Source organism: uncultured Marivita sp. (assembly GCF_947488135.1).
GTDB lineage: Bacteria > Pseudomonadota > Alphaproteobacteria > Rhodobacterales > Rhodobacteraceae > Marivita.
Map to the genome: position 1 here is coordinate 1,265,491 of NZ_CANKYW010000001.1, position 23,959 is coordinate 1,289,449.

The following is a 23,959-nucleotide window of genomic DNA, read 5'->3' on the forward strand; positions in this document are numbered from 1 at the left end:
TAATCCTAGCGGCTGTTTTCGGTGAGGCGGCGCTTCACATAGGTGGTGACGTGGTCGATCATCGTGTCCATGTGCGGCTCCTTGAAGAAGTGGTCCGCGCCCTCGATCTCGGTATGGGTGACGGTGATGCCCTTCTGCTCGGCCAGCTTGCCCACCAGCGCGGTGGTGTCGGCGGGCGGGGCGACGCGGTCGCCGGTGCCGTTGATGATCAGGCCCGACGACGGGCAGGGGGCGAGGAACGAGAAATCGTACATATTGGCAGGCGGGCTGACCGAGATGAAGCCGGTGATCTCGGGGCGGCGCATCAGAAGCTGCATGCCGATCCACGCGCCGAAGCTGAAGCCCGCGACCCAGCAATGCTTGGAATTGTTGTTCATCGACTGGAGGTAATCGAGCGCGGAGGCCGCGTCGCTCAACTCACCGATGCCTTGGTCGTATTCGCCCTGGCTGCGCCCGACGCCGCGGAAATTGAAGCGCAGCACGGTGAAGCCCATGTTGTAGAAGGCATAGTGCAGGTTGTAGACGACCTTGTTGTTCATCGTGCCGCCGAATTGCGGATGCGGGTGCAGGATGATCGCGATCGGTGCGTCGCTTTCCTTCTGGGGATGGTAGCGGCCTTCGAGGCGGCCTTCGGGTCCGGGAAAAATCACCTCGGGCATGGGCGGTGGTGGCTCCTGATTGGGCTCTGGTGTGGCTGCGCGGTAAACTTGACAGCTTCACTCAGGCTTCTTAGAATGGTTCTAAATCGGGTTATTCCCCGAAATGGTTACACGCACATAGGCAATTGCCCCTGCAAGGTCAATTGTGTCGCAGGGGCGTTTGGGAGGCGACCATGAAACTGAGCACGAAAGGTCGGTACGCGATGGTCGCCCTGGCGGATATTGCTTTGCAGCCGAAGGACACGCTGGTGACCCTTGGCGACATCGCGCAGCGGCAGGATATTTCGCTGCCCTATCTTGAGCAGTTGTTCGTCAAGCTGCGGCGCGGCGGTCTCGTGGCGTCGGTGCGGGGTCCGGGCGGCGGCTACCGCCTGGCCAAACCTGCCAGCGAGATCCGTGTCGTTGACGTGCTGGCGGCGGTGGATGAAACCGTGGACGCGATGCACAAGGGGGCGGGGGCGTCGGGGGGGCTGTCCGGAAGCCGTGCGCAATCCATGACGAACCGGTTGTGGGAAGGCCTGTCGGCGCATGTTTACGTGTTCCTGCACCAAACCCGGTTGTCGGACGTGGTGGGCAATTCGCTGGCGCCCTGTCCGGCGGTTCCGAACCTATTTGCCGTTGTAGACGAGGGATGATGATGTCGCATCGGCTGCGCCGATCCGAAGGGGTGGGGGCTCTGCCCCCGACGCGCTTTGCGCGTCCCCCCCGCGGTATTTGGAGCCCAAAGAAACCGGGAGCGAATTGAGTGGCGCGCGTCTATCTCGATTACAATGCCACCGTGCCTCTGCGCGCCGAGGCCCGCGATGCGATGATTGCTGCGATGGATGTGGTGGGCAATCCCAGCTCGGTTCACGCCGAGGGGCGTGCGGCGAAGGGGGTGATCGAACGGGCGCGGGCGCAGGTGGCTACGGCCTTTGGTGCGGATGGCGCGGATGTGGTGTTCCTGTCGGGTGCGACCGAGGCGGCGGCGCTGGCCTGTGCGGGGCGCGGGTTGTTCGGGTCCGAGATCGAGCATGACGCGGTGCGGGCCTGGATCGACCCGTTGCTGTCCGTTGACGAACGCGGCCATGTCGCGGTGAGCGAACCCGCGCGATCGGCGTTGCAACTGGCGAATTCGGAAACCGGGATCGTGCAGGAATTGCCGCAGGGCCTTGCCGTGGTGGACGCGACGCAGGCTTTTGGCAAGCTGCCGGTGGCGTTCAACTGGCTGGGCTGCGAGATGGCGCTGATATCGGCGCACAAGATCGGTGGACCCAAGGGGGTCGGCGCGCTGGTGATCAAGCGGGGCACCGATCTGGCCGCGCAGATCAAGGGCGGCGGGCAGGAGATGGGGCGTCGGTCCGGGACGGAAAACCTGATCGGGATCGCCGGTTTCGGTGCGGCGGCAGAGGCGGCGGCGCGGGATCTGGAGGCGGGTGTTTGGGACCGGGTCGAAAAACTTAGAAACATTCTAGATTCTTCACTTGAGGCTGACGCTAAAGAGACTATTTTTGTCGGGAAAGAGGAAAGACGCCTGCCCAACACCACTTGCCTGGCCACGCCGGGCTGGAAAGGGGAAACGCAGGTGATGCAGATGGACCTTGCGGGTTTCGCGATCAGCGCGGGATCAGCCTGTTCCAGCGGGAAGGTCAAGGCCAGCGCGGTTCTGCGCGCCATGGGGTTCGACAAGACCACCGCCAGCAGCGCGATCCGCGTGTCGCTGGGGCCCGAGACGACCGAAGACGATGTGATGCGGTTTGCCGAAACGTGGCTGACCAAATGGAAAAAACACCGCGCGCGCGCCGCGTGAGACAATCGGAAAGAGGTATCAGCATGGCTGCTTTGGACAATGTGACCGTCAAGGAAGGCGTTGATCAGGAAACGGTCGATGCGGTGCGCGAGGTCGGGGGCGCGTACAAACACGGTTGGAACACCGATATCGAGATGGACTACGCTCCGAAGGGGCTTAACACCGATATCGTGCGGCTGATTTCGGAAAAGAACGGCGAGCCCGAGTGGATGCTCGATTGGCGCCTGGCGGCCTATGAGCGCTGGCTCCAGAAAGAAGAGCCGAAATGGGCGATGGTCGATTATCCCGAGATCGACTTTCAGGATCAGTATTACTACGCACGCCCCAAGAGCATGGAGGTGAAGCCGAAGTCCTTGGACGAGGTCGATCCGAAACTGCTGGCGACTTACGAAAAGCTGGGAATTCCGCTGAAGGAGCAGATGATCCTTGCGGGCGTCGAAGGGGCCGAAGACGCGCCTGCCGAAGGCCGCAAGGTCGCGGTGGACGCGGTGTTCGATTCGGTTTCTGTCGGCACGACCTTCCAGAAGGAGTTGCGCGAGGCGGGGGTGATCTTCTGTTCGATCTCGGAGGCCATTCAGGAGCATCCGGAACTGGTGAAGAAGTATCTCGGCTCCGTGGTTCCGGTATCGGACAATTACTACGCGACGCTGAACAGCGCGGTGTTCTCGGACGGGTCGTTTGTGTACGTGCCGCCGGGCGTGCGCTGCCCGATGGAGCTGTCGACCTATTTCCGCATCAATGCCGAAAATACGGGCCAGTTTGAGCGGACGCTGATCATCGCCGACAAGGGCTCTTATGTGAGTTACCTCGAAGGCTGCACCGCGCCGCAGCGGGATATCAGCCAGCTTCACGCCGCGGTGGTCGAGATCATCGTCGAGGAAGATGCAGAGGTGAAGTATTCCACCGTGCAGAACTGGTATCCGGGCGACGAGAACGGCAAGGGCGGCATCTACAACTTCGTGACCAAGCGCGCCGATTGCCGGGGCGACCGGGCCAAGGTGATGTGGACGCAGGTCGAGACCGGCTCTGCGGTGACGTGGAAATACCCGTCCTGCATCCTGCGCGGTGACGACAGCCAGGGCGAGTTCTATTCGATCGCCATCGCCAACAACTATCAGCAGGCCGATACCGGCACGAAGATGGTGCATCTGGGCAAGAACACCAAGTCGCGCATTGTTTCCAAGGGGATCAGCGCGGGGCACGCGCAAAACACCTATCGGGGGCTGGTGTCGATGCACCCGAAGGCCAAGAACAGCCGAAACTACACCCAATGCGACAGCTTGCTGATCGGCAGCCTGTGTGGCGCGCATACGGTTCCTTATATCGAGGTGAAGAACAACTCGAGCCGTGTGGAGCACGAGGCCACGACGTCCAAGGTGGATGACGACCAACTCTTCTACTGCCGCCAGCGCGGCATGGACGAGGAAGAGGCGGTGGCCCTGGTGGTCAACGGGTTCTGCCGCGACGTGTTGCAGGCCCTGCCGATGGAGTTCGCGATGGAAGCGCAGCAGCTTGTGGCGATCTCGCTCGAGGGTTCCGTGGGCTGACCATGTCGGTATGGCGATGGTTTAGCACCCCGGGCGAACCACGGTGGCGCAACGCGCTGCTGGCGGCCTCGCTTTGAAATGGGGCCGCTGGACTGGCAGGCGGCATCGCTGGGATTGCAGCGAAACTCTGGATGGAACGACACACATGATTGTAACGACAACCAATTCGATCGAAGGCCACAAAATCCTGTCCTACAAGGGCATCGTCGTGGGCGAGGCGATCATGGGCGCCAACGTGGTCCGTGACGTCTTCGCGTCGATCACCGATATCGTCGGGGGCCGGTCCGGAGCCTATGAGGCCAAGTTGCAGGACGCGCGCGACGTGGCGATGCGCGAGCTTGAGCAGCGCGCGGCGGCACTCGGCGCGAACGCGGTTGTCGGGGTCGATCTGGATTACGAGGTGGTCGGGAACTCCATGCTGATGGTCTCGGCAAGCGGTACGGCTGTGTTGACGGATTTGGGGTGACCTCACCTCACATCGCGATGATGTAAGTCCGCGTGCGGGCTGTCGAATTTGAAAAAGGACGAGAAAATGCTGGAAATCAAAAACTTGCACGTCAATCTTGAGGAAGAGGATAAGCAGATTCTCAAGGGCGTCGACCTCACGGTCGAAGCCGGCAAGGTGCACGCGATCATGGGGCCGAACGGGTCCGGGAAATCGACGTTGTCCTATGTGCTTTCAGGCAAGGACGGGTACGAGGTGGTCGAAGGGTCCGCGACGCTGGACGGTGAGGATATCCTCGACATGGAGCCGGAAGAGCGTGCGGCGGCGGGCATTTTTCTGGCCTTCCAGTACCCGGTGGAAATTCCCGGCGTGGGCAACATGACCTTTCTGCGCACCGCCGTGAACGCGCAGCGCAAGGCGCGTGGCGAGGAAGAAATGTCGGCGACGGATTTCCTAAAGGAAATTCGTGCCAAGGCAAAAGAGCTCAAGATCGACGCGGAGATGCTCAAGCGCCCGGTCAATGTGGGCTTCTCGGGCGGCGAGAAAAAGCGCAACGAGATCCTTCAGATGGCGATGCTGGAGCCGAAAATGTGCATATTGGACGAGACCGACTCGGGTCTGGACGTGGACGCGATGAAGCTGGTCGCCGATGGCGTGAACGCGCTGCGGGACGCAGGTCGCGGGTTCCTTGTTATCACGCATTATCAACGGCTTCTGGACCATATCAAACCTGACGTGGTGCATATCATGGCCGATGGCCGGATCATCAAGACGGGTGGTCCCGAGCTGGCGCTCGAGGTCGAGAATAACGGGTACGCGGATATCCTGGCGGAGGTGGCGTAATGGCTTTGCCGCAACTCAAACAGGACGCAACGGACGCGCGGCTGGCGGCATTGGAGATGCCTGCGGGCGGCTGGCCCGAGGCGGCGCGCAAGGACGCGCTGGAGCGGGTGAAGTCGATGGGTCTGCCCAGCGGGCGGGACGAGTACTGGAAATACACGCGCCCCGACACACTAGTACAGCCGGACGCGCCGAAAGCGGCGCTGCTTGAGACCGACGAGCCTTTGGTCTTCGACAAAGTGGATCGTTTGAAGATCGTCTTCGTCGACGGCGTGTTCGACCCGGAAGCCTCGGATGATCTGGCGATGGAGCATGTGTCCATTGACCGTTTGGCGGATGCGCCGGACATCCATTGGGCAAAGGACCTTTACGGTGTGCTGGAAACCCGGGGGCAAACGCCCGTGCAGCGCCCCTTGGCGACGCTCAACACGGCCTTTGCGACGGACGGTGTGCTGATCCATGTGACCGGCAAGGCGCCAAAGCCGATCAGCCTGATTTATCGCCATGATTCAGAGGCTTCCGATGCAATCCTTCACCATGTCATCAAGGTGGACGGCGGGGCTGAGCTGACCTTGCTCGAGAACGGACCGGCAGCGGCGCGGTTCAACAAATGCATGGAGGTCGAGATCGCCAATGGTGGCATTTTCCACCATGTCCGTGCGCAGGGCCGCGATCACGAGCGGCGCGCGGCGACGGCGATCTTCACCCGTCTGGGTGAGGAATCGGTGTTCAAATCGTTTACGCTCACCGCAAACGGCGTGCTGACGCGCAACGAATGCGTGATCGAACTGACCGGCGACAATGCGGTCGCGCATGTGGCCGGAGCCTGCGTCGGGGATGGGGATTTCCACCATGACGACACGGTGTTCATCACGCACGACGCGCTGAATTGCGAAAGCCGTCAGGTGTTCAAGAAGGTGCTCCGCAACGGGGCGACGGGCGTGTTCCAAGGCAAGATCCTTGTGAAGGAAGGTGCGCAGAAAACCGATGGCTACCAGATCAGCCAATCGCTGCTTCTGGACGAGGACAGCCAGTTTCTCGCCAAGCCGGAGCTTGAGATCTACGCCGACGATGTGGCCTGTTCGCATGGCAGCACCTCGGGTGCGATCGATGAGGAAGGGCTGTTTTACCTGCGGTCGCGCGGGATCGAAGAGGGGCCGGCGACGGACCTTCTCACCATCGCGTTTCTTGCCGAGGCGGTGATGGAGATCGAGGACGAGGCGCTTCAGGAAGAAATCAATGGCCGTGTCGAGTCGTGGCTGACGCGTCGTCGCGGCTAGGGAACAGCATGCCGTTTTCGTCTGACATCGCGGCCACGTATCGGGGGCCGGGCAAGGTTGTGCGCCGTCTGGCCGCCGCCGGACAGCGCGAGGATCGGGCTTTGGCTATCTTGATGGGGGCGTGTGTCATCCTGTTCGTGGCGCGCTGGCCTGCGCTCGCGCGTCAGGCGCATCTTGAAGGCGTCGAACTGAACATGCTCTTGGGTGGGACATTGATGGCGACAGTGTTCCTCGCGCCCTTGCTCTTTTACGTTTTGGCCTTTGTGGCGCATCTGATTGCCCGTGCAGTTGGTGGAAGGGGGCCGTCCTTCAACGCGCGGCTGGCGCTGTTCTGGAGCTTGCTGGCGTCCTCCCCACTGGTCCTGCTGAACGGACTTGTGGCGGGATATATTGGGCCGGGCATCCAATTGACCATTGTCGGACTGATCTGGTTCTGCGTCTTCATGTGGTTCTGGATCGCCAGCATGTTGGCCGTCTATCGCGGGGGCGAGACGTGACCTTCGCGGGCTTTTTGCGACTGGCCTTGCACACGGTCACCGCGCCGCGGGATGTGGCCCGGTTGCTGCTGGCGATGAACCTGCCGTCGCAGGCGCTTTGGCTGGCCTTCGCGCTGGTGATCGTGCTGAACACGCTGATGTTCTCGGTGTCTTTGATGCTGGTGCCTGCGGACGATATGTTCGGCGCCGTTCTCGGCAGCCCGACCGTGTTCGGCGCGATGCTGGCCGTGTCGGTTGCCGCGCTCATCGTTGCCGTGACCTTGTGTGGCCGCCCGCTTGGCGGACACGCGACCTACGGGCAAATCGCGGTTCTGGTGATCTGGTTGCAGGCCTTGCGGGTGTTGCTGCAAGCGGTGGTGGCGGTCGTCGGGCCGCTGAGCCTCTTTCTCTCGGGGGTCTTGATCAGCGCCGGGTCGGTGCTTGGGATCTGGATTTTCGTGAACTTTATCGATGTGGCCCACGAGATGGGGAGCCTGCTGCGTGCGGGCCTGATCTTGCTGCTGGCCGTTGTGGGCATGATGCTGGGACTGAGCCTGATCTTCAGTCTTCTTGGCGTCCAGACCGGAGGAATTCCTGGATATGTATGACGTCACCGAAATCCGCCGCGACTTTCCGATCCTGTCGCGCGAGGTGAATGGCAAGCCGCTGGTCTATCTCGACAACGGGGCCAGCGCACAGAAGCCGCAAGTTGTGATCGACGCGATCACGCGGGCCTATGCCGAGGAATACGCCAACGTACACCGCGGGCTGCATTACCTGTCGAACCTCGCCACCGAGAAATACGAAAGCACGCGGGGCGTGATCGCCAAGTTCCTCGGGGTGAAGGACGAGGACGAGATCGTCATGAACACCGGCACCACGATGGGGATTAACACGGTCGCCTATGGCTGGGCGATGCCGAACCTTCAGCCGGGCGACGAGATCATCCTGTCGGTGATGGAGCATCACGCCAACATCGTGCCCTGGCACTTCCTGCGCGAACGGCAGGGGGTGGTCATCAAGTGGGTCGATGTGGACAGCACCGGTTATCTCGATCCGCAAGCAGTGATCGACGCGATGGGGCCGAAGACAAGGCTGGTCGCGGTCACGCATCTGTCCAACGTGCTGGGCACGGTGGTGGACGTGAAAACCATCTGCAATGCGGCGCGCGAACGCGGAATTGCCACACTGATCGACGGGTCTCAGGCGGCGGTGCACATGCCGGTGAACGTGGATGACATCGGCTGCGATTTCTATGCGATCACGGGTCACAAGCTCTATGGCCCGTCGGGGTCAGGTGCGATCTTCATGAAGAAGGCGCGCATGGCCGAGATGCAGCCCTTCCTGGGTGGTGGCGACATGATCCGCGAGGTCCACAAGGACGAGATCACCTGGAACGACGCACCCATGAAATTCGAGGCTGGCACACCCGGCATCGTGCAGCAAATCGGGCTCGGCGTGGCGCTGGACTACATGATGGGGCTGGGGATGGAGAATATCGCCGCCCACGAGGCGCGGTTGCGCGACTACGCGCGGACACGTCTGGACGGCCTGAATTGGTTGCAGGTGCAGGGCACAACGCCCGACAAAGCGGCGATTTTCAGTTTCACGCTGGATGGCGCCGCACACGCGCATGACATCTCGACGATCCTGGATAAAAAAGGCGTCGCGGTGCGGGCGGGGCAGCATTGCACGGGACCGTTGATGGATCATTTGGGCCTCACCGCGACCTGCCGCGCGTCATTTGGGTTGTACAACACCGAAGAAGAAGTGGACAAACTGGTAGATGCGCTTGAACTTGCGCATGATCTATTTGCCTGAATCAAGGGGGACGGAATGGCAACGATTTCACTGCGCCGCGCGCGCACCATCATTCGCAAGACACTTGAGGCCGGTCGCGAGGCCAACCTCAAGCCGCTGTCGGTTATCGTGCTGGACGCGGGCGGAAATGTGCAGGCGTTCGAGCGTGAAGACGGCGCCAGCCCCGGCCGGTTCCAGATCGCGCACGGCAAGGCCTATGGCGCCGTGATGCTGGGCATGGCGGGCACCGCGTTGAAGGGCCGTGCGGAAGAGCAGGCGTATTTCGTTGCCGCCGCCGGGGCCGCGCTTGGTGGTCATCTGGTCCCGGTGCCGGGCGGTGTGCTGGTGCGCGACGCCAAGGGCAACGTTCTGGGCTCGGTCGGTGTGACTGGCGATACGTCTGACAATGACGCGGCAGCCGCCAAGACCGGGATCGAAGCGGTTGGTCTGACAGCCGAGATATAAGGAAGATCGGATATGGGGCGGCCCGTCGTCGGCATCATCGGCAACCACTACCTGATCAACGATCAGTATCCCGCGCATGCGGGCGGGTCGATGAACTCCGAGGCGGTGGCGCAGGTGGCCGATTGCGTGCCGCTGGTTGTCCCGGCAGATCCGCGCTTCGTGTCGGTCGACGAATTGCTGTCGGTCTGCGACGGGTTCCTGCTCACCGGCGGTCGCCCGAATGTCCACCCCGAGGAATACGGCGAGGCCGAGACCGAGGCGCATGGCGCGTTCGACCGGGCGCGCGATGCGATCACGCTGCCCTTGGTGCGCGCCTGCGTCGAACGGGGTCAGCCGTTTCTTGGCATTTGCCGGGGCTTTCAGGAGGTGAATGTCGCGATGGGCGGCACGCTCTATCCCGAGATCCGCGACCTGCCGGGCCGGATGAACCATCGGATGCCGCCGGATGGCACGCTCGAGGAAAAATTCGCACTGCGCCACGTGGTGACGCTCCAAGAGGGCGGGGTGTTTCATCGCCTGTTCGGTTCGACCGAGGTGATGACCAACACGCTGCACGGGCAGGGGATCAAGACCCCCGGCGCGCGGATCGTGATTGAAGGTCACGCCCCCGACGGCACGCCCGAGGCGACCTATGTCCGGGACGCGCCGGGATTTACCCTGTCGGTGCAGTGGCACCCGGAATGGGACGCGGCCAATGACCCGGTGTCGCGCCCGTTGTTCGAGGCGTTCGGCGATGCGGTGCGCGCGTGGTCAAAGGGTGACGTCTTCGGCGGGCAACGCGTTAACGCGTTGTAAGTCTCCGCTGACGGAGACTGTCCCTCAGGTCACGGCTTTGCGCTGTTTGAATTCCGGTGTGTCCCAAAGGCGGTCGCGCATGATGCGGGCAAGGATCTCAACTGCCTGATCGACATCCTCGGGGCTCAAATAGAGCGGCGTGAAGCCGAACCGCATGATGTCGGGCGCGCGGAAGTCGCCGATCACCTTGTGCGCGATCAATGCCTGCATCGCGGCATAGCCTTCGTCGAAACGGAAACTGACCTGCGATCCGCGCTGTTCGGGGTCGCGCGGGCTGGCCAGGGTGAGGTCGGGGCAGGTGGCCTCGACCCCGGCGATGAACCGCTCTGAGAGGTCGATGGACCGGGCGCGCAGGTCTGCCATAACCACATCGTCCCACACATCGAGCGCCGCATCCAAAGCGGCCATCTGCACGATCGGAGGCGTGCCCACCCGCATCCGCGCAACACCCGCGCCGGGCGTGTACCCCAGATCAAAGGCAAAGGGGCTGTCGTGGCCCAACCATCCCGACAGTGCAGGCAAGGCGTTGTCGGCATGGCGCGGGGAGACGTAGATAAACGCCGGCGCGCCCGGTCCGCCATTGAGGTACTTGTAAGTACATCCCACCGCGAAGTCGGCTTTTACCCCGGCCAGATCCACCGGAAGCGCCCCTGCGGAATGGGCCAGATCCCAGACCGTGACCACGCCATGTGCATGGGCCTTCGCGGTCAGTGCCGCCATGTCGTGCTTGCGGCCCGTGCGGTAATCCACCTCGGTGATGAGCGTGACGGCGATCTCGTCGGTGATGGCCTCGGCCACCTCTTCCGGTGCCACCAGTCGCAATTCGTAGTCCGGTCCCAGCAGGGACATCAGACCTTCGGCCATGTAAAGATCCGACGGAAAGTTGCCCGTGTCCGACAGGATCACCCTGCAGTCCGGGTTCATCTTGAGCGCTGCGGCAAGCGCCTGGTAGACCTTGATCGAGAGCGTGTCGCCCACCACCACATGCCCGGGTTCCGCGCCGATCAACCACCCGATGCGGTCGCCAAGCCGCATAGGCATCTCCATCCAGCCGCAGGCGTTCCACCCGGTGATAAGGTGATCGCCCCATTCGTCGGTCACGGTCTGCGCGACACGCGCGGCGGCGGATTTCGGCAATGGTCCCAGAGAGTTGCCGTCGAGGTAGATCATGCCGTCAGGCAGATGAAACGCGGCGCGGGTGGCGGTGAAATCGGTCATGGTCAGGTCTTTCATAGCTTGGTCCGCAGGTGCCAGAGATCGGGAAAAAGCTCAACCTCGAGCATCCGCTTGAGATAGGACACGCCGCCCGTGCCGCCGGTGCCGCGCTTGAGGCCGATCACGCGCTCCACCGTGGTGACGTGGTTGAAGCGCCAGCGGCGGAAGTAATCTTCCAGATCGACCAGCTTTTCGGCGAGTTCGTAAAGGTCCCAATGGCGGCTTGGGTCGCGGTACACCTTGGCCCAGGCGGCTTGCACGGCATCATTTGACTGGTGCGGTTTTGTCCGGTCGCGGGACAGCGCATCGTCGGGCAGAGGCACCGCCTGCGCCAGCCGGGCCAGCGCGCAATCGTAAAGCGACGGTTTCTCCATTTCCGCCTCAAGCCGCGCCATCAGATCGGGGCGGTGCGCGTGGGGACGGATCATTGCCGCGTTGCGGTTGCCCAGCAGGAATTCGATCTCGCGATACTGCGCCGACTGGAAGCCCGAGCTTTGGCCAAGGCTCTCGCGGAAGGTGGTGTAATCGCTGGGCGTCATGGTGCGCAGCACGTCCCAGGCGGAATTGAGCTGCTCGAAGATGCGCGATACGCGGGCCAGGAGCTTGAACGCCGGACGGATGTCCTTGGCGCGAAGCGTGTCGCGGGCGGCGTGCAGTTCATGCAGTGCCAGCCGCATCCACAATTCCGATGTCTGGTGCTGCACGATGAAGAGCAATTCGTCGTGCGCCGTGCTCAGCGGGTGCTGCGCATCGAGAACGGCATCGAGGCCAAGGTAATCGGTATAGGACATGCGCCCGTCGAAAGACATCTGCGCACCGTCCCGGGCCGGATCAAAGGGGTCGCTCACACCTCGCCCCCGGCGATCTGGATGGCCTGTCCGTTGACACTGCCCGAGTGTTCTCCGCAGAGCCAGAGGGCCGCCTCGGCCACCTCCTCGGGTGCAATCAATCTGCCATGCGGGTTCACATCCACCATCAGCTTGCGTGCGTCAGCCTCATTCATGCCCGTGCGCGCGGCGATGGAGGCGGCGTTGTTCGACACGATATCGGTGTCGACGTAAGCCGGGCAAAGTGCGTTGAACGTATAGGGCTTGCCCGCATAGTCGGCAGCCAGCCCCCGGATCAGCCCGATCAAACCATGTTTGGACGCGGTGTAGCACGGCGCGCCCTTGAGGCCCCGCAACCCGGCGATAGAGCTGACGGCGATGACCCGCCCCCAATCCGTAGTGTGCATGGACTTGAGACACTCGCGGATCGTCAGGAAGGCCCCGTCGAGATTGGTCGCCATCATGCTGCGCCAGAATGCCATGTCCATCTTGTGCAACGCGCGACCCTCGGCAATCCCAGCATTCGGCACGCAGATCTGTACCGGCCCGCGCGCGGCGACCGCGCTGGCGATTCCATCCACGACCGAAGCTTCGTCCTGAACATCCATGACAAGCGCGTGCAGCCCGTGCGCTTTGGCGGCGTTGTCCAGCACATCGGCGCGGCGTCCGGTGATGGTCACTTCGGCCCCGGCCTCGCGTAAGGCAACCGCAATGGCCAGACCGATGCCCGTGCCACCCCCGGTGATCAGCGCGTGTTTGCCGTCAAGTGTCATGCCCGTCCTCCCCATGCGATGCCGTGTGACCGTACCCGTCCTGAAGCCAGTGGCAAGATGGCCGACATGCGGGGGCTTGCTTTTCTCATTCACGTTCGTGAATGTGTCCTCGACCAAAGGAGGAGCGTCATGCGTATCATTTCCATTCTCGCGATCGGCTGCGTGGCCCAGATGGCACAAGCCAGCGAAGACATCGCCGACAAATACCCGCAATCCGAGCTTTACAACAAGCCGGTCGAGGTGATCCCGCATGTCTGGTCCGCCATCGGCGCGACGGCTCCGCCGACCTACGAAAACGCGGGCCACAACAACAACCTCAGCTTCATCGTCACCGGTGACGGCGTCGTGGTGATCAATGGCGGCGCCTCGGCACGATTGGCCGCGGCCTTACACGACGAGATCAAGGCTGTCACCGACCAGCCGGTGAAGCTGGTGATCAACGAAAACGGGCAGGGCCATGCGATCCTCGGCAATTCCTATTGGGCGGCGCAGGGCGTCGATATTTTGGCCCATGAGGATGCCATCGCCGTGGTCGAAGCGGACGGGGATTTCATCCTTCAGGGGATGCAGGGTTACAACCGGGACCGCGCCGAGGGCACCGAGGTGGTTGTCCCGAACCTCAGCTTTTCCGACAAGCACGTGGTCGAGATGGGGGATGTCACGCTCGAGGTTCTGCATCTGGGCCCGGCGCATGATCCGGGTGACGTGCAGGTCTGGATCCCGCAATGGGACATCGTGATCGCGGGCGACATCGCGTTTCACGAACGGATGCCGCCGATCTTTGCCGAAACCGACACCGACGCCTGGATCGAGACCTTCGACGGCCCCTTCACCGATCTGAATGCCACCTACGTGATCCCGGGCCACGGGCACCCGACCAACATGGCACAGGTCACGCGTTACACCTCTGATTACATCAAGGACCTGCGGGCAAAAATCGGCGAACACATCGACAGCGGCGGCGATCTGGCCAACGCCTATTACGTCGACCAATCCAACTGGGCGCATCTTGATACGTTCGAGGAACTGGCGACCAAGAACGCGGGCCGCGTGTTCGAAGAGATGGAGTGGGAGTAAGTCGAACCCTCATCTTCTTCTTTTTCCAAATATGCCGGGGAGTTTGAGGGGCTGGCCCCTCAAACGTTTCCGCGGACGGAAACGCGAAGATGCGTCGACGCATCTTCGCCCCCGACGGATTGACGGCGCTCGATGATCTGACCAGTGTCGCGCCGAATGATGCGCGAAGGACAGATCATGCAGCCGAATATCCTGATTCTGATGGTGGACCAGCTAAACGGCACCTTGTTTCCCGACGGTCCCGCCGACTGGCTGCACGCGCCCAACCTCAAGAAACTCGCCGCGCGTTCCACGCGGTTCCGCAACGCCTATACCGCGAGCCCGCTCTGCGCACCGGGACGGGCGAGCTTCATGTCGGGTCAACTGCCCTCGGCCACCGGTGTCTATGACAACGCCGCCGAATTTCCGTCCTCGATCCCGACCTACGCGCACCACCTGCGCCGTGCGGGCTACTACACTGCGCTGTCGGGCAAGATGCATTTCGTCGGGCCGGATCAGCTTCATGGCTTCGAGGCGCGGCTGACGACCGACATTTATCCTGCGGATTTCGGCTGGACGCCGGATTACCGCAAGCCGGGCGAACGCATCGACTGGTGGTATCACAACATGGGCTCAGTCACCGGCGCGGGCGTGGCCGAGATCACCAACCAGCTCGAATACGATGACGAGGTGGCGTATCAGGCAAAGCTCGCGCTTTACGATCTGGCGCGCGGCAAGGACGGACGCCCGTGGTGCCTGACTGCGAGCTTCACCCATCCGCATGACCCTTATGTGGCGCGGCGAAAGTACTGGGACCTCTACGAGGATTGCGACCATCTGCTGCCCGAGATCCCGGCGATGGATTACGAGGATCACGATCCCCACGCAAAGCGCATCTTCGACGCGAACGACTGGCGCAATTTCGACATCACCGACGATGACATTCGCCGGTCGCGGCGTGCCTATTTCGCGAATATCTCCTATCTCGACGACAAGATCGGGGAGATCCTGCAAGTGCTCGAAGACACACGGCAGGAGGCGATCATCCTCTTCGTCTCGGATCACGGCGACATGCTGGGCGAGCGGGGGTTGTGGTTCAAGATGTGCTTTTACGAGGGGTCCGCCCGCGTCCCTCTGATGATCGCGGCCCCGGGGATGCAGGCGGGGCTTGTCACCGATCCGGTCTCGACCATCGACGTTTGCCCGACGCTCTGCGCGCTGGCGGGGGTGAGCATGGAGGAGGTGATGCCCTGGACCACCGGCGAATCGCTGGTGCCGCTGGGGCAGGGTGGAGCCCGCACCAGTCCAGTGGCGATGGAATATGCCGCCGAGGCGTCCTACGCGCCGCTGGTGTCGCTGCGCTATGGCAAGTGGAAGTACAACCGCTGTGCGCTGGACCCAGATCAGCTTTTCGATCTGGAAACCGACCCGCACGAGTTGACCAACCTCGCGGATCACCCCGACCATCAGGGCACGCTGCAATCGCTGCGGGCCAAGTCCGAGGCGCGGTGGGATCTCGCGCGGTTCGATGCCGATGTGCGGGCGTCGCAGGCCAAACGCTGGGTCGTCTACGAGGCGCTCCGGCAGGGGGGCTATTACCCGTGGGATTACCAACCGCTGCGTGACGCGTCGGAGCGATTCATGCGCAACCACATGGATCTCAATGTGCTGGAGGAAAATCAGCGCTTTCCGCGCGGGGAATGATTAACTTTTCTTAACGGATTCCATTTTTTGGCCAGATTTTTCGGTCCATATTCATGGAATGTTAAGACTCGTTCCTTTGACCTTCGCGCTTCTTCTGGGGCTTCCCGCAACCGCCGGACCCGACGGCACGATTCTAGTCGTGGACGGCGATACGTTCGAGGTGGGGGGCACCACCGTGCGGTTGCACGGGATCGACGCGCCTGAAACCGATCAGATATGCAGTGATGCCCAACGCCCGGCCTGGGCGTGTGGGGAATGGGTCCGCGCGCAGACGCGGGCGCTTTTCGAGGGGCAGCGCGCGACCTGCACCGCGATGGACACGGACCGCTATGGCCGCACCGTCGCCAAATGCGCTGTCCGGGGACAGGATGTGGGCGAACGGCTGGTCGGCGAGGGGTTGGCCTTTGCCTATCGGCAGTACGGGATGGATTACGATCTGGCTGAAAAAGGCGCAGCCGTGAACGCGCGGGGTTTGCACGCGACCGGCGTGATGTCCCCCGCAGCCTTCCGTGCGGCACAGCGCGCGAAGGCCAGACCGGTGATCGTGCGAAACGACACCGGCGCCAAGACGGTCACGGTCAACCGCGGCACTCCGCAAAAGCGCAGCCTTCTGCCCAACGCATTGAATTCGGCTTGCAAGATCAAGGGCAATATCAGCATCAGCAGCGGGGAACGCATCTACCACGTGCCGGGGCAGAGTTACTATGCCGAGACCCGTATCTCGGTTGACAAGGGCGAACGCTGGTTCTGTTCCGAAGCCGAGGCGCGGGCGGCCGGGTGGCGCAAGGCCCGTAATTGAGCGTGGTTTGATCCGCGTCAAGGTGCGGCCCGGTCCGGTCTGCCAAGCTCTGTCCGACGACATCAGGAGAGGAGCGACCCATGTCACATACCCCGCACGAACTGGCCGAGGAATTTCCCGATCACGTGGAAAAAATGAGCGCGCTGAAGCAATCGGACGCGCATTTCGCCAAGTTGTTCGACAGCTATCACGAGGTCAACCGGACCGTGCACCGCGCCGAAACCAACGTGGAACCTGTGGACAGCCTGACCGAAACCGAGCTGCGCAAAAAGCGCGGCGCTCTCAAGGACCAGATCTGGAGCTATCTACAGGCGTGATCAGCGCAAGAGCGCGGTGATCGCATTGGTCACCGGGCGCGACATCGGCCGCGCGTTCGATCCGAACGTCGCGGCCACGCTGCCATCGGGCGCGATCAGCACCTTGTTGAAATTCCAGCTTGGTGTGAACCCGGCTTCGGTGGCGAGCCATTTGTAGAACGGATGGGCGTCTTCGCCCCGGATTTGCGTGATGGTCGTCATCGGGAAGTCGAGTCCGAAATTGACCTCGCAAAAATCCTTCACGTCTTCGTTCGACGACAGTTCCTGCCGGAAATCGTTGGACGGTACGGCAAGCACGACCAATCCCTGGTCGCGATACGTGTCGTAGAGGGTCTGAAGCCCGTCATATTGAGGCGTGAAGCCGCAGCGCGAGGCCGTGTTCACGACAAGAACCGGCTGACCCCGCCACTGCGCGAGATCGATCTCTCCTCCGTCGATGGACGGGAAGGTGAAGCTGGACATCGCCGCATGGGCCAAGGTTGCGCAGCAGACGAAAAGGGATGCAAGAAACAGACGCATGAGATCACTCCTTGGGGTATTGAAGTAGGAGAGCTGCATAGAAAGAAAAGTCTCAGAGCTTGCGAAACACCATGACTAGCCCGCGATCCTGCGCGTGGGCGTGATCGGCGTTTTCGTAGATCGGGATGTCGCGGAACTCCACCGGCGTGATCATTTTGTGCGCCATCATGAGCGCCAATCGCGATCCAAAACCCGCACCATCGTAAACCGGCGGGATCACCCCGCAGACGAACAGCGCACCTGGTCTGGCGACGCGCATCAGTTCGGGAAAAACCTCTGGTCCGACATGCCCATGGGTGAACGTCCCACAGGACACGAAGCCGCCATAGCTGGCGTCTTCCATAGGGAGCGTCTTGGTCAGATCGGCAAGGATGCGATTGCGGTACAACCCCTTGGCCTCGGCCTGAGCCAGCATCTGTTCCGAGATGTCGATGCCGTCGATCGGGATACCCGGCAGGTTCTCGGCGACCAGCCCCGTACCTGCACCGATATCCAGGACAGGCGTATTGTCGTCGCTCAGAGACGCGAAGATGCTCGCGATCTCGCGCGGGGCGACATAGCCATGCGCCTCGCCAAAGCTGCTGTCATAGGTCTTTGCCCAATTGTCATAAAGCGCCTTGGCGTCCGATGCGCCTTTGATGGTGTAGGCGTGATCGAGGTCGTAGTCGGACATGGGACCGTCTCCGCTGTGCTGTCTTTCGGCATCATGCCCGCGCGACCCCTTTGCCGACAAGTGCCTTGCACCCTGCGTCCGGGCCACCCATATTTTTGGGTAACGCTTTCGGAGGATTGGCAATGGCTGGCGGATGGGCGCGCGACGGCGCGGTACAGGAACAGATCGACGCCTCGATTAGCGACGAGCTTGCGCGGCTGAAAGCGCGCAAGGCGCCTCAGGGTGAAAGCCTGACCCATTGCGCCGAATGTGAAGAGCCGATCCCCGAAAAGCGGCGGCTGGCCCTGCCGGGTGTGAAGCTGTGCATCGACTGTCAGCAGGAGCGCGACAGTGCCTACCAGACGCGGGGCGGGATCAACCGGCGCGGCTCAAAGGACAGCCAGTTGAAGTAAATGTGCGGGCCTGCGCCCGCGCCGGATATCTCGCCTTCGGCTCGGGTGGGTATTGGCTGCACCCGGTACGTCTTTACCCGCGATTGAGGTTAACGCGGTGGTGGTCGCCTGCGTATTTTCAAAGAAAAGAAGTAGGGAACGGCACGAAACCCCCTGCTTCTTCTCTTCCCAAATACGGGCTCATCACATAACCGGGTGCGGGCCGCCCGCGGGTCAGTCCTCCATCGCCTCAAGCTCGTCGATGAAGCCCGAGATCATCTCGAGGCCCTTGTCCCAGAACTTGGGATCGCTGGCGTCGAGACCGAAGGGGGCAAGAAGATCCTTGTGGTGCTTCGATCCACCCGCCTTGAGCATGTCGAAATACTTGTCCTGGAATCCGTCCGGGTTTTCCTCGTAGACTGCGTACAGCGCGTTTACCAGCCCGTCGCCGAAGGCATAGGCGTAGACGTAGAAGGGCGAATGCACGAAATGCGGGATATAGGCCCAGAAGGTTTCGTAGCCCGGCATGAACTCGAAAGCGGGCCCGAGGCTTTCGGCCTGCACCGACATCCAGAGCGCATTGATGTCGTCCGGGGTGAGCTCTCCACCACGGCGCGCCTCGTGCAGTTTGCATTCAAAATCGTAGAAGGCGATCTGGCGCACGACAGTGTTGATCATGTCCTCGACCTTGCCAGCCAGCAGCACCTTCTTCTCGGCATCGTCCTTGGCGTTGTCGAGCATCCGACGGAAGGTGAGCATCTCGCCGAAGACCGACGCGGTTTCGGCCAAGGTCAAGGGTGTTGAGGCCAGCATCTCGCCCTGTTCGGCGGCCAGCACTTGGTGCACGCCGTGGCCCAGCTCGTGCGCGAGCGTCATCACATCGCGCGGTTTGCCGAGATAGTTGAGCATGACGTAAGGGTGTACATCCGTCACCGTCGGATGCGCGAAGGCGCCGGGTGCCTTGCCCGGCTTCACGGCAGCGTCGATCCAGCCCTTGCTGAAGAACGGCTTGGCGATCTCGCCCATGCGGGGGTCGAATTCGGTATAGGCGTTCATCACCGTGGCTTCGGCCTCGTCCCAATTGACGGTGCGCGTGATCTCCATCGGCAGCGGCGCGTTGCGGTCCCAGACCTGCATCACGTCAAGGCCCAGCCATTTGCGCTTGAGCTCGTAATAGCGGTGGCTGAGCTTGGAGTAGGCCGCCACCACGGCGTTGCGCAGCGCCTCGACCACTTCGGGTTCGACATCGTTGCTGAGGTGGCGCGCGGTCTGGGCCGTGGGCATACCGCGCCAGCGGTCCATGATTTCCTTTTCCTTGGCCTGCGTGTTGTGGACACGAGCGAAGATCTTGATGTTCTCGGCAAAGACGGCGGCCAGTTCCTTGGCGGCGGCTTCGCGCACGGAGCGATCCTGTTCGGTCAGAAGGTTCAGCGTGCCTTCGATGTTGAGCGGTTCGCCATCCACTTCGAATTCCAGGCTCGCGATGGTTTCATCGAAAAGCCGTTCCCACGCATCGCCGACCACGCCCAGATCGTGCAGGAATTTCTCCATCTCGTCGGACAGCTGGTAAGGCTTCATCGCGCGGATGCGCCGGATGGCGGGTTTGTAGCGCGCCAGATCGCTGTTGGCGTCGAAGAGCGCGTCGATCTGCGCGTCGTCGATGCGGTTCAGCTCGAGCGTGAAGAACACCAGCGGCGTCGTGTAGATCGTGATCTTTTCCTGATGGTCGGACAGGAATTTCGCGCGCTGGGCGTCGGTGGTCAGTTGGTAATAGCGCAGGCCCGCGTAGGACATGATGCGGCCCGCGATGTTCTCGATCTTCTCGTGGCGGTGGATCGCGGTGAGGAAGTCCTCGGCAGTCAGTTCGGCCAGCTTGCCTTCGTAATCAGCGGCAAAGCTGCGACACGCCTCTTCCAGCCAGTCCAGATCGCGCTTCAACTCGGCCGCGTCGTCCGAAGCATACAGATCGGTGAGATCCCATTCCGGCAGGTTGCCGAGATCCTTGCTGCCGCTTTGGGCGTTGGCGTCAAAGGTCGGGGAAGGGGTGCGCAGCATGGGTCGTCTCCTGTTCTTTGTTGCCTTGGAACCTGTGCCGTGCGGCGCAAAGGTTCAAGGGGCAAAGCCGTAGAGCGTGGCGGGATTGTCGGTAAAGAGCTTTTGGCGGGTGACGGGTTGGGGGATCGCGTCGAGCAGAGTGTTGAGCTGTTCGCCCGCGTCGGGCATCGCCACGCCGTTCAGCATCAGGTGCGGCCAGTCGCTGCCCCAGAGGATGCGGTCGGGATTGGCGTGCGCCAGTCTTTGCAGCAGGTGTCGCGGTTCCGGCGTGTGACGGTATGTGGCGCTGAGCTTTGTCCAGCAGTGGCCACCCGCCAGCAGCCGTTCGAGGGCTTTTTGACCATCGGTCACACCGAGTGCGGGATCGGGCCAGGCGCAGTGATCGAAGACGATCTGCACAGGAAGGTTTGGCACCTGCGGGGCGAGCTCTTCCAGGTGCAGGTGGGAATGCGCGAGCATCTCCACATGCAGGCCATGATCAGCAAGCATCGGGGCGAGGCGCTTCATGCCGTCCCAGCTGAGCAACCCGCCATGCACGTAATTGAGCCGCACTGCCTTGCAGTTCTGCGCCGCTAGCGCGGCGATCTCGGCCTCGGTCGCATCGTCAGATATCAGGCAAACGGCTAGGAAACCGGACCCCATGCGGCGGGTCGCTTCGAGCGTGATGCTGTTGTCGGGGCCGTAGAGGATGGAATGCACGATCACACCGCGCGTGCACCCCAGAACGCCAAGATGCGTGCGGTAACGGTCGAGCCATGTGTCGAGCGTACCGCGCGGCGGATCTTCGACGCGGCCCTCCCAAAGCGGGAAGTCATCGCCGATCAGGTGGACGTGGGTATCGCAGGCGTTGGCCGGTAATGCGGCGCTGGGCGCAGTTGGTGTCAAAGGTGGGGCGGCGGCTGTGGGTTTATCCATAGGTTTCCAGCAGGTCTTTCAGATCGTCGAGCGTGTTGGCCTCTTGTAGCGGTTTATCATGGCGCCAGCGCGACATGCGCGGGAACCTGAGCGCGATGCCGGATTTGTGGCGGGGCGAGGCGTGGATGCCCTCGAACGCGATCTCGAACACGTGGTGCGGCGTGACCTGCCGGACCGGGCCGAAGCGTTGCTGCGTGTTCTTGCGCACCCAGGCGGTGATCTTGCGGAACTCCTCGTCGGTGAGGCCGGAATAGGCCTTGGTGAAGGGGACAAGATCGTTGCCGTTCCACACCGCAAAGGTGAAATCAGTGAAGAGGTTGGCGCGGCGGCCGTGGCCCTGTTGCGCATAGATCATCACCGCATCAACGGTGAGCGGATCGAGCTTCCATTTCCACCAATCGCCCTTCTTGCGGCCCGCGAGGTAGGGGCTTTCCTTGCGTTTGAGCATGAGTCCTTCGGCCCGGTGATCGCGGGCAGTGGCGCGGATTTGGGCAAGTGCGTCCCATGTGTCGAACGGCAAGGGCGGTGCCGCCCGGATCGGAGCGTCTTCGGGGAGGTCTTGCAGCAGCGCCTCCATCCGGGTGCGGCGGTCTTGCAGGGGCAGATCGCGTAGGTCGCTGCCGTTCTCTTCGAGAAGGTCGTAGGCCAGCAGGATGACCGGAGCCTCCTTCAGCAGCTTCTTGGGAACCGTCTTGCGCCCGATCCGGGCTTGGAGCGTGTTGAACGGATGGGGTTGCGTGCCATCCCAGGCGACAATCTCGCCGTCCAAAACTATACCATCCGGTAAAAAATCGGGCAGACGCGCGAATTCTGGGAAACGGTCGGTCATCAGTTCTTCACCGCGGGACCAGACGTGATGGGTGCCATTGCGGAGGATCACCTGGCCGCGGATGCCGTCCCATTTCCACTCCGCCTGCCAATCCTCGGGCGAACCGAGGGCCTCGGGGCCGTGCTCGAGTTGATAGGCCAGGTAGAACGGGTACGGGCGGCTGTCGTCGGCTTCCGCGTCTTCGGCCACGATCAGCTCGTGAAAGCTGGTGGTTTCCGGGGTCCAGCCGCCCATGAGGCGGTGCGCGAGGCTTGCCTCGTCCTGTCCAGTGGCCTGAGCCAGCGCGCGGGTCATGAGTTTCTGGCTGACGCCGATGCGGAAGCCGCCGGTGATGAGCTTGTTGAAGAGGAAGCGTTCGATAGGATCAAGCTGATCCCAGGCGTCCAGAATGCGCGCCTTGCGGGTGTCGATGTCGAGCGCGGCAAGAGATTTGAGTTCGATGATCCAGTGGGTAAGGGACAGGTCGCTTTCGCGGCCCGGCGGCGGCAGGGTGAGTGCGATGGTTTCGGCCAGATCCCCGACGATCGGGTAGCTTTCCTCGAGCAGCCAAAGGGGTATGCCGCCCACCTCGGCCGCCCATTCCCGCAGCTGGGTTGTCGTCACCGCGCGTTTGGGACGGCGGCCGGAGAAAAGCGCGATTGTCCAGAGCTTGTCTTCGTCGGTCGCGGTTTCGAAGAAGGACGCCAGAGCCTTGGTCTTGAGAGTGGTCTTGGTCGTCTGGTCGATAGTGGTGAAGAGGGCGGCAAAATCTTTCATGCGGCTTCTTCCGCTTCGTCATCTTCGCCGCCGAATTCGGTCGGAACGACCTGAGCGTTGTATTCCTGAGTGTTCAGCCAGCGCGCGAAGATATCGGTGTAACCGTGTGTGGCATATATGTTTTCAGCGCCTGTTTGACGGATCGCCTGCATCAAGCCATCCCAATCCGCGTGGTCCGAAATCACGAACCCCCGGTCCGCCGCCCGACGGCGGCGCACGCCGCGCAGGCGCATCCAGCCAGAGGCAAAGGCGGTGGAGGATGCACCGAACCGCCGGGCCCATTGCGATCCGAGCGCGGAGGGCGGTGCGATCACCAAGGCACCGGGATGGTCCTTGGCCTTCAGATCGGGCGTGACATGGATCGTGTCGGGCAGCCCGTAGCCTTGCGCGCGCAGGACGGCGTTGGTGTTTTCCACAGCGCCGTGGGTGAGGATCGGGCCGATCTCGCTGTCGATCATGGAAAGCAGCCTTTGCGCCTTGCCCAGCGAATAGGCCCCCAGGATCGACGTCTTGCCATCCGCCGCATTGCGCGCCCACCACGCGTTGAGTTCGCGCGCAACCTCGGCCTGATCGTCCCATTTGAATACCGGCAGGCCAAAGGTGCATTCGGTGATGAAGCTGTGGCAGGTAACAGGTTCAAACGGTTCGGAGATTCCGTCCGGGACGACCTTGTAATCCCCCGAGGCCACCCAAACCTCGCCACCGACCTCGACCCGGATCTGGGCGGAACCGGGCAAGTGTCCTGCCGGGTGGAAAGACACCAAAGCATCGCCGATTTTACGTGTCTCGCCAAACTTTACGGTTTCTACAGAAATTTCTCCCAACCTGTGCCGCATGACAGGTGCGCAGGCGTCGGTGCACAGATACCTGCGGTGGCCCGGGCGCGCGTGATCGGCGTGGCCGTGGGTGATCAAGGCGCGATCAACCGGGCGCCACGGGTCGATGAAGAAATCTCCCGCCGGGCAGTAGATGCCTCGGTCAGTGAAAGTGAGAACGGGGTCTGACATGACATTGAGTATAGGAGGGAAAGCGCACATCGCCAGAGGGTTGCCAA

General features: G+C 62.3%; 26 protein-coding genes. 16 read left to right on the forward strand and 10 right to left on the reverse strand.

Annotated elements, in window-relative coordinates:
* Positions 1-5: 5 nt before the first annotated feature.
* Positions 6-659: an alpha/beta hydrolase gene (locus Q1B16_RS06310; RefSeq protein WP_299785614.1), complete on the reverse strand. Its 654-nt coding sequence runs from the start codon at positions 657-659 to the stop codon at positions 6-8.
* 173 nt (positions 660-832) lie between these two features.
* On the opposite strand from Q1B16_RS06310, the gene Q1B16_RS06315 reads away from it, so the two are divergent.
* The 11 genes from Q1B16_RS06315 (at position 833) to Q1B16_RS06365 (ending at position 10,096) form a co-directional block, all read left to right on the forward strand.
* Entirely contained in the window at positions 833-1,294 is a 462-nt protein-coding gene (locus Q1B16_RS06315) for an Rrf2 family transcriptional regulator (RefSeq protein WP_299785616.1), read from the forward strand.
* A 110-nt stretch (positions 1,295-1,404) separates the two neighbouring features.
* Positions 1,405-2,448 carry an aminotransferase class V-fold PLP-dependent enzyme gene (locus Q1B16_RS06320; protein ID WP_299785618.1) on the forward strand — a complete coding sequence of 348 codons (1,044 nt, stop codon included), beginning with the start codon at positions 1,405-1,407 and terminating at the stop codon, positions 2,446-2,448.
* A gap of 23 nt (positions 2,449-2,471) precedes the next feature.
* Positions 2,472-3,995, forward strand: a complete 1,524-nt coding sequence (gene sufB / locus Q1B16_RS06325) for a Fe-S cluster assembly protein SufB (RefSeq protein WP_299785620.1) — start codon at positions 2,472-2,474, stop codon at positions 3,993-3,995.
* A 145-nt stretch (positions 3,996-4,140) separates the two neighbouring features.
* Positions 4,141-4,461 (forward strand): heavy metal-binding domain-containing protein, encoded by a 321-nt coding sequence (locus Q1B16_RS06330; protein ID WP_299785622.1) that lies wholly within the window; start codon positions 4,141-4,143, stop codon positions 4,459-4,461.
* A gap of 66 nt (positions 4,462-4,527) precedes the next feature.
* Positions 4,528-5,283 carry a Fe-S cluster assembly ATPase SufC gene (gene sufC, locus Q1B16_RS06335; RefSeq protein WP_299785624.1) on the forward strand — a complete coding sequence of 252 codons (756 nt, stop codon included), beginning with the start codon at positions 4,528-4,530 and terminating at the stop codon, positions 5,281-5,283.
* Positions 5,283-6,560 (forward strand): SufD family Fe-S cluster assembly protein, encoded by a 1,278-nt coding sequence (locus Q1B16_RS06340; RefSeq protein ID WP_299785626.1) that lies wholly within the window; start codon positions 5,283-5,285, stop codon positions 6,558-6,560. The genes sufC and Q1B16_RS06340 overlap by 1 nt, the downstream gene beginning before the upstream one ends.
* A gap of 8 nt (positions 6,561-6,568) precedes the next feature.
* Complete coding sequence (locus Q1B16_RS06345; RefSeq protein WP_299785628.1) at positions 6,569-7,057, forward strand: YIP1 family protein; 489 nt, start codon at positions 6,569-6,571, stop codon at positions 7,055-7,057.
* Entirely contained in the window at positions 7,054-7,644 is a 591-nt protein-coding gene (locus tag Q1B16_RS06350) for a YIP1 family protein (protein ID WP_299785630.1), read from the forward strand. The genes Q1B16_RS06345 and Q1B16_RS06350 overlap by 4 nt, the downstream gene beginning before the upstream one ends.
* Positions 7,637-8,857 (forward strand): cysteine desulfurase, encoded by a 1,221-nt coding sequence (locus Q1B16_RS06355; RefSeq protein ID WP_299785632.1) that lies wholly within the window; start codon positions 7,637-7,639, stop codon positions 8,855-8,857. The genes Q1B16_RS06350 and Q1B16_RS06355 overlap by 8 nt, the downstream gene beginning before the upstream one ends.
* 15 nt (positions 8,858-8,872) lie before the next feature.
* Positions 8,873-9,301, forward strand: coding sequence for a heme-binding protein (locus Q1B16_RS06360; RefSeq protein ID WP_299785634.1), 429 nt, complete (start codon positions 8,873-8,875; stop codon positions 9,299-9,301).
* A gap of 12 nt (positions 9,302-9,313) precedes the next feature.
* A complete protein-coding gene (locus Q1B16_RS06365; protein WP_299785636.1) occupies positions 9,314-10,096 on the forward strand; it encodes a gamma-glutamyl-gamma-aminobutyrate hydrolase family protein in 783 nt (260 codons plus the stop codon).
* 24 nt (positions 10,097-10,120) lie between these two features.
* Here the strand turns inward: Q1B16_RS06365 and kynU are convergent, their stop codons facing one another.
* From kynU to Q1B16_RS06380, 3 genes are read right to left on the reverse strand one after another with little or no spacing between them, the layout of a single operon-like run.
* A complete protein-coding gene (gene kynU, locus Q1B16_RS06370; protein WP_299786024.1) occupies positions 10,121-11,314 on the reverse strand; it encodes a kynureninase in 1,194 nt (397 codons plus the stop codon).
* An 11-nt stretch (positions 11,315-11,325) separates the two neighbouring features.
* Complete coding sequence (gene kynA, locus Q1B16_RS06375) at positions 11,326-12,159, reverse strand: tryptophan 2,3-dioxygenase (RefSeq protein ID WP_299785638.1); 834 nt, start codon at positions 12,157-12,159, stop codon at positions 11,326-11,328.
* Positions 12,156-12,911, reverse strand: coding sequence for an SDR family oxidoreductase (locus Q1B16_RS06380; protein WP_299785640.1), 756 nt, complete (start codon positions 12,909-12,911; stop codon positions 12,156-12,158). The genes kynA and Q1B16_RS06380 overlap by 4 nt, the downstream gene beginning before the upstream one ends.
* 129 nt (positions 12,912-13,040) lie before the next feature.
* Between Q1B16_RS06380 and Q1B16_RS06385 the strand changes: the two genes are divergently transcribed.
* The 4 genes from Q1B16_RS06385 (at position 13,041) to Q1B16_RS06400 (ending at position 16,787) form a co-directional block, all read left to right on the forward strand.
* Positions 13,041-13,988, forward strand: coding sequence for an MBL fold metallo-hydrolase (locus Q1B16_RS06385; RefSeq protein WP_299785642.1), 948 nt, complete (start codon positions 13,041-13,043; stop codon positions 13,986-13,988).
* A 174-nt stretch (positions 13,989-14,162) separates the two neighbouring features.
* The gene (gene betC, locus Q1B16_RS06390; protein ID WP_299786026.1) at positions 14,163-15,671 is read left to right on the forward strand and encodes a choline-sulfatase; all 1,509 of its coding nucleotides are present in this window, start codon (positions 14,163-14,165) and stop codon (positions 15,669-15,671) included.
* A 58-nt stretch (positions 15,672-15,729) separates the two neighbouring features.
* On the forward strand, positions 15,730-16,470 hold the full coding sequence (locus Q1B16_RS06395) for a thermonuclease family protein (RefSeq protein WP_299785644.1): 741 nt from the start codon (positions 15,730-15,732) through the stop codon (positions 16,468-16,470).
* An 80-nt stretch (positions 16,471-16,550) separates the two neighbouring features.
* Positions 16,551-16,787 (forward strand): YdcH family protein, encoded by a 237-nt coding sequence (locus Q1B16_RS06400; RefSeq protein ID WP_299785646.1) that lies wholly within the window; start codon positions 16,551-16,553, stop codon positions 16,785-16,787.
* On the opposite strand, the gene Q1B16_RS06405 is transcribed toward Q1B16_RS06400, so the two are convergent.
* Together Q1B16_RS06405 and Q1B16_RS06410 are read right to left on the reverse strand one after the other, a co-directional pair.
* Positions 16,788-17,249: a glutathione peroxidase gene (locus Q1B16_RS06405; protein ID WP_299786028.1), complete on the reverse strand. Its 462-nt coding sequence runs from the start codon at positions 17,247-17,249 to the stop codon at positions 16,788-16,790.
* Between the two features lie 109 nt (positions 17,250-17,358).
* On the reverse strand, positions 17,359-17,979 hold the full coding sequence (locus Q1B16_RS06410) for a class I SAM-dependent methyltransferase (protein ID WP_299785648.1): 621 nt from the start codon (positions 17,977-17,979) through the stop codon (positions 17,359-17,361).
* A gap of 122 nt (positions 17,980-18,101) precedes the next feature.
* Here Q1B16_RS06410 and Q1B16_RS06415 point away from each other — a divergent pair, with 122 nt between their 5' ends.
* A complete protein-coding gene (locus Q1B16_RS06415) occupies positions 18,102-18,371 on the forward strand; it encodes a DksA/TraR family C4-type zinc finger protein (protein WP_299785650.1) in 270 nt (89 codons plus the stop codon).
* 213 nt (positions 18,372-18,584) lie between these two features.
* On the opposite strand, the gene Q1B16_RS06420 is transcribed toward Q1B16_RS06415, so the two are convergent.
* The 4 genes from Q1B16_RS06420 to Q1B16_RS06435 are packed head-to-tail and all read right to left on the reverse strand — an operon-like array spanning position 18,585 to position 23,912.
* The gene (locus tag Q1B16_RS06420) at positions 18,585-20,405 is read right to left on the reverse strand and encodes a M3 family oligoendopeptidase (protein WP_299785652.1); all 1,821 of its coding nucleotides are present in this window, start codon (positions 20,403-20,405) and stop codon (positions 18,585-18,587) included.
* A 54-nt stretch (positions 20,406-20,459) separates the two neighbouring features.
* Positions 20,460-21,320 (reverse strand): amidohydrolase family protein, encoded by an 861-nt coding sequence (locus Q1B16_RS06425; protein ID WP_299785654.1) that lies wholly within the window; start codon positions 21,318-21,320, stop codon positions 20,460-20,462.
* The gene (locus Q1B16_RS06430; protein ID WP_299785656.1) at positions 21,313-22,905 is read right to left on the reverse strand and encodes an ATP-dependent DNA ligase; all 1,593 of its coding nucleotides are present in this window, start codon (positions 22,903-22,905) and stop codon (positions 21,313-21,315) included. Before Q1B16_RS06430 ends, Q1B16_RS06425 begins: the two co-directional genes overlap by 8 nt.
* Positions 22,902-23,912, reverse strand: a complete 1,011-nt coding sequence (locus Q1B16_RS06435; protein WP_299785658.1) for a ligase-associated DNA damage response exonuclease — start codon at positions 23,910-23,912, stop codon at positions 22,902-22,904. Before Q1B16_RS06435 ends, Q1B16_RS06430 begins: the two co-directional genes overlap by 4 nt.
* Positions 23,913-23,959 lie beyond the last annotated feature (47 nt).

Coding starts and splice junctions, on each gene's coding strand:
- Q1B16_RS06310 (WP_299785614.1), bottom strand. CDS start 659: ATGCCCGAGGTGATTTTTCCCGGACCCGAAGGCCGCCTCGAAGGCCGC.
- Q1B16_RS06315 (WP_299785616.1), top strand. CDS start 833: ATGAAACTGAGCACGAAAGGTCGGTACGCGATGGTCGCCCTGGCGGAT.
- sufB (WP_299785620.1), top strand. CDS start 2,472: ATGGCTGCTTTGGACAATGTGACCGTCAAGGAAGGCGTTGATCAGGAA.
- Q1B16_RS06330 (WP_299785622.1), top strand. CDS start 4,141: ATGATTGTAACGACAACCAATTCGATCGAAGGCCACAAAATCCTGTCC.
- sufC (WP_299785624.1), top strand. CDS start 4,528: ATGCTGGAAATCAAAAACTTGCACGTCAATCTTGAGGAAGAGGATAAG.
- Q1B16_RS06340 (WP_299785626.1), top strand. CDS start 5,283: ATGGCTTTGCCGCAACTCAAACAGGACGCAACGGACGCGCGGCTGGCG.
- Q1B16_RS06345 (WP_299785628.1), top strand. CDS start 6,569: ATGCCGTTTTCGTCTGACATCGCGGCCACGTATCGGGGGCCGGGCAAG.
- Q1B16_RS06355 (WP_299785632.1), top strand. CDS start 7,637: ATGTATGACGTCACCGAAATCCGCCGCGACTTTCCGATCCTGTCGCGC.
- Q1B16_RS06360 (WP_299785634.1), top strand. CDS start 8,873: ATGGCAACGATTTCACTGCGCCGCGCGCGCACCATCATTCGCAAGACA.
- Q1B16_RS06365 (WP_299785636.1), top strand. CDS start 9,314: ATGGGGCGGCCCGTCGTCGGCATCATCGGCAACCACTACCTGATCAAC.
- kynU (WP_299786024.1), bottom strand. CDS start 11,314: ATGACCGATTTCACCGCCACCCGCGCCGCGTTTCATCTGCCTGACGGC.
- Q1B16_RS06380 (WP_299785640.1), bottom strand. CDS start 12,911: ATGACACTTGACGGCAAACACGCGCTGATCACCGGGGGTGGCACGGGC.
- Q1B16_RS06385 (WP_299785642.1), top strand. CDS start 13,041: ATGCGTATCATTTCCATTCTCGCGATCGGCTGCGTGGCCCAGATGGCA.
- Q1B16_RS06395 (WP_299785644.1), top strand. CDS start 15,730: ATGTTAAGACTCGTTCCTTTGACCTTCGCGCTTCTTCTGGGGCTTCCC.
- Q1B16_RS06400 (WP_299785646.1), top strand. CDS start 16,551: ATGTCACATACCCCGCACGAACTGGCCGAGGAATTTCCCGATCACGTG.
- Q1B16_RS06405 (WP_299786028.1), bottom strand. CDS start 17,249: ATGTCCAGCTTCACCTTCCCGTCCATCGACGGAGGAGAGATCGATCTC.
- Q1B16_RS06410 (WP_299785648.1), bottom strand. CDS start 17,979: ATGTCCGACTACGACCTCGATCACGCCTACACCATCAAAGGCGCATCG.
- Q1B16_RS06415 (WP_299785650.1), top strand. CDS start 18,102: ATGGCTGGCGGATGGGCGCGCGACGGCGCGGTACAGGAACAGATCGAC.
- Q1B16_RS06420 (WP_299785652.1), bottom strand. CDS start 20,405: ATGCTGCGCACCCCTTCCCCGACCTTTGACGCCAACGCCCAAAGCGGC.
- Q1B16_RS06425 (WP_299785654.1), bottom strand. CDS start 21,320: ATGGATAAACCCACAGCCGCCGCCCCACCTTTGACACCAACTGCGCCC.
- Q1B16_RS06430 (WP_299785656.1), bottom strand. CDS start 22,905: ATGAAAGATTTTGCCGCCCTCTTCACCACTATCGACCAGACGACCAAG.
- Q1B16_RS06435 (WP_299785658.1), bottom strand. CDS start 23,912: ATGTCAGACCCCGTTCTCACTTTCACTGACCGAGGCATCTACTGCCCG.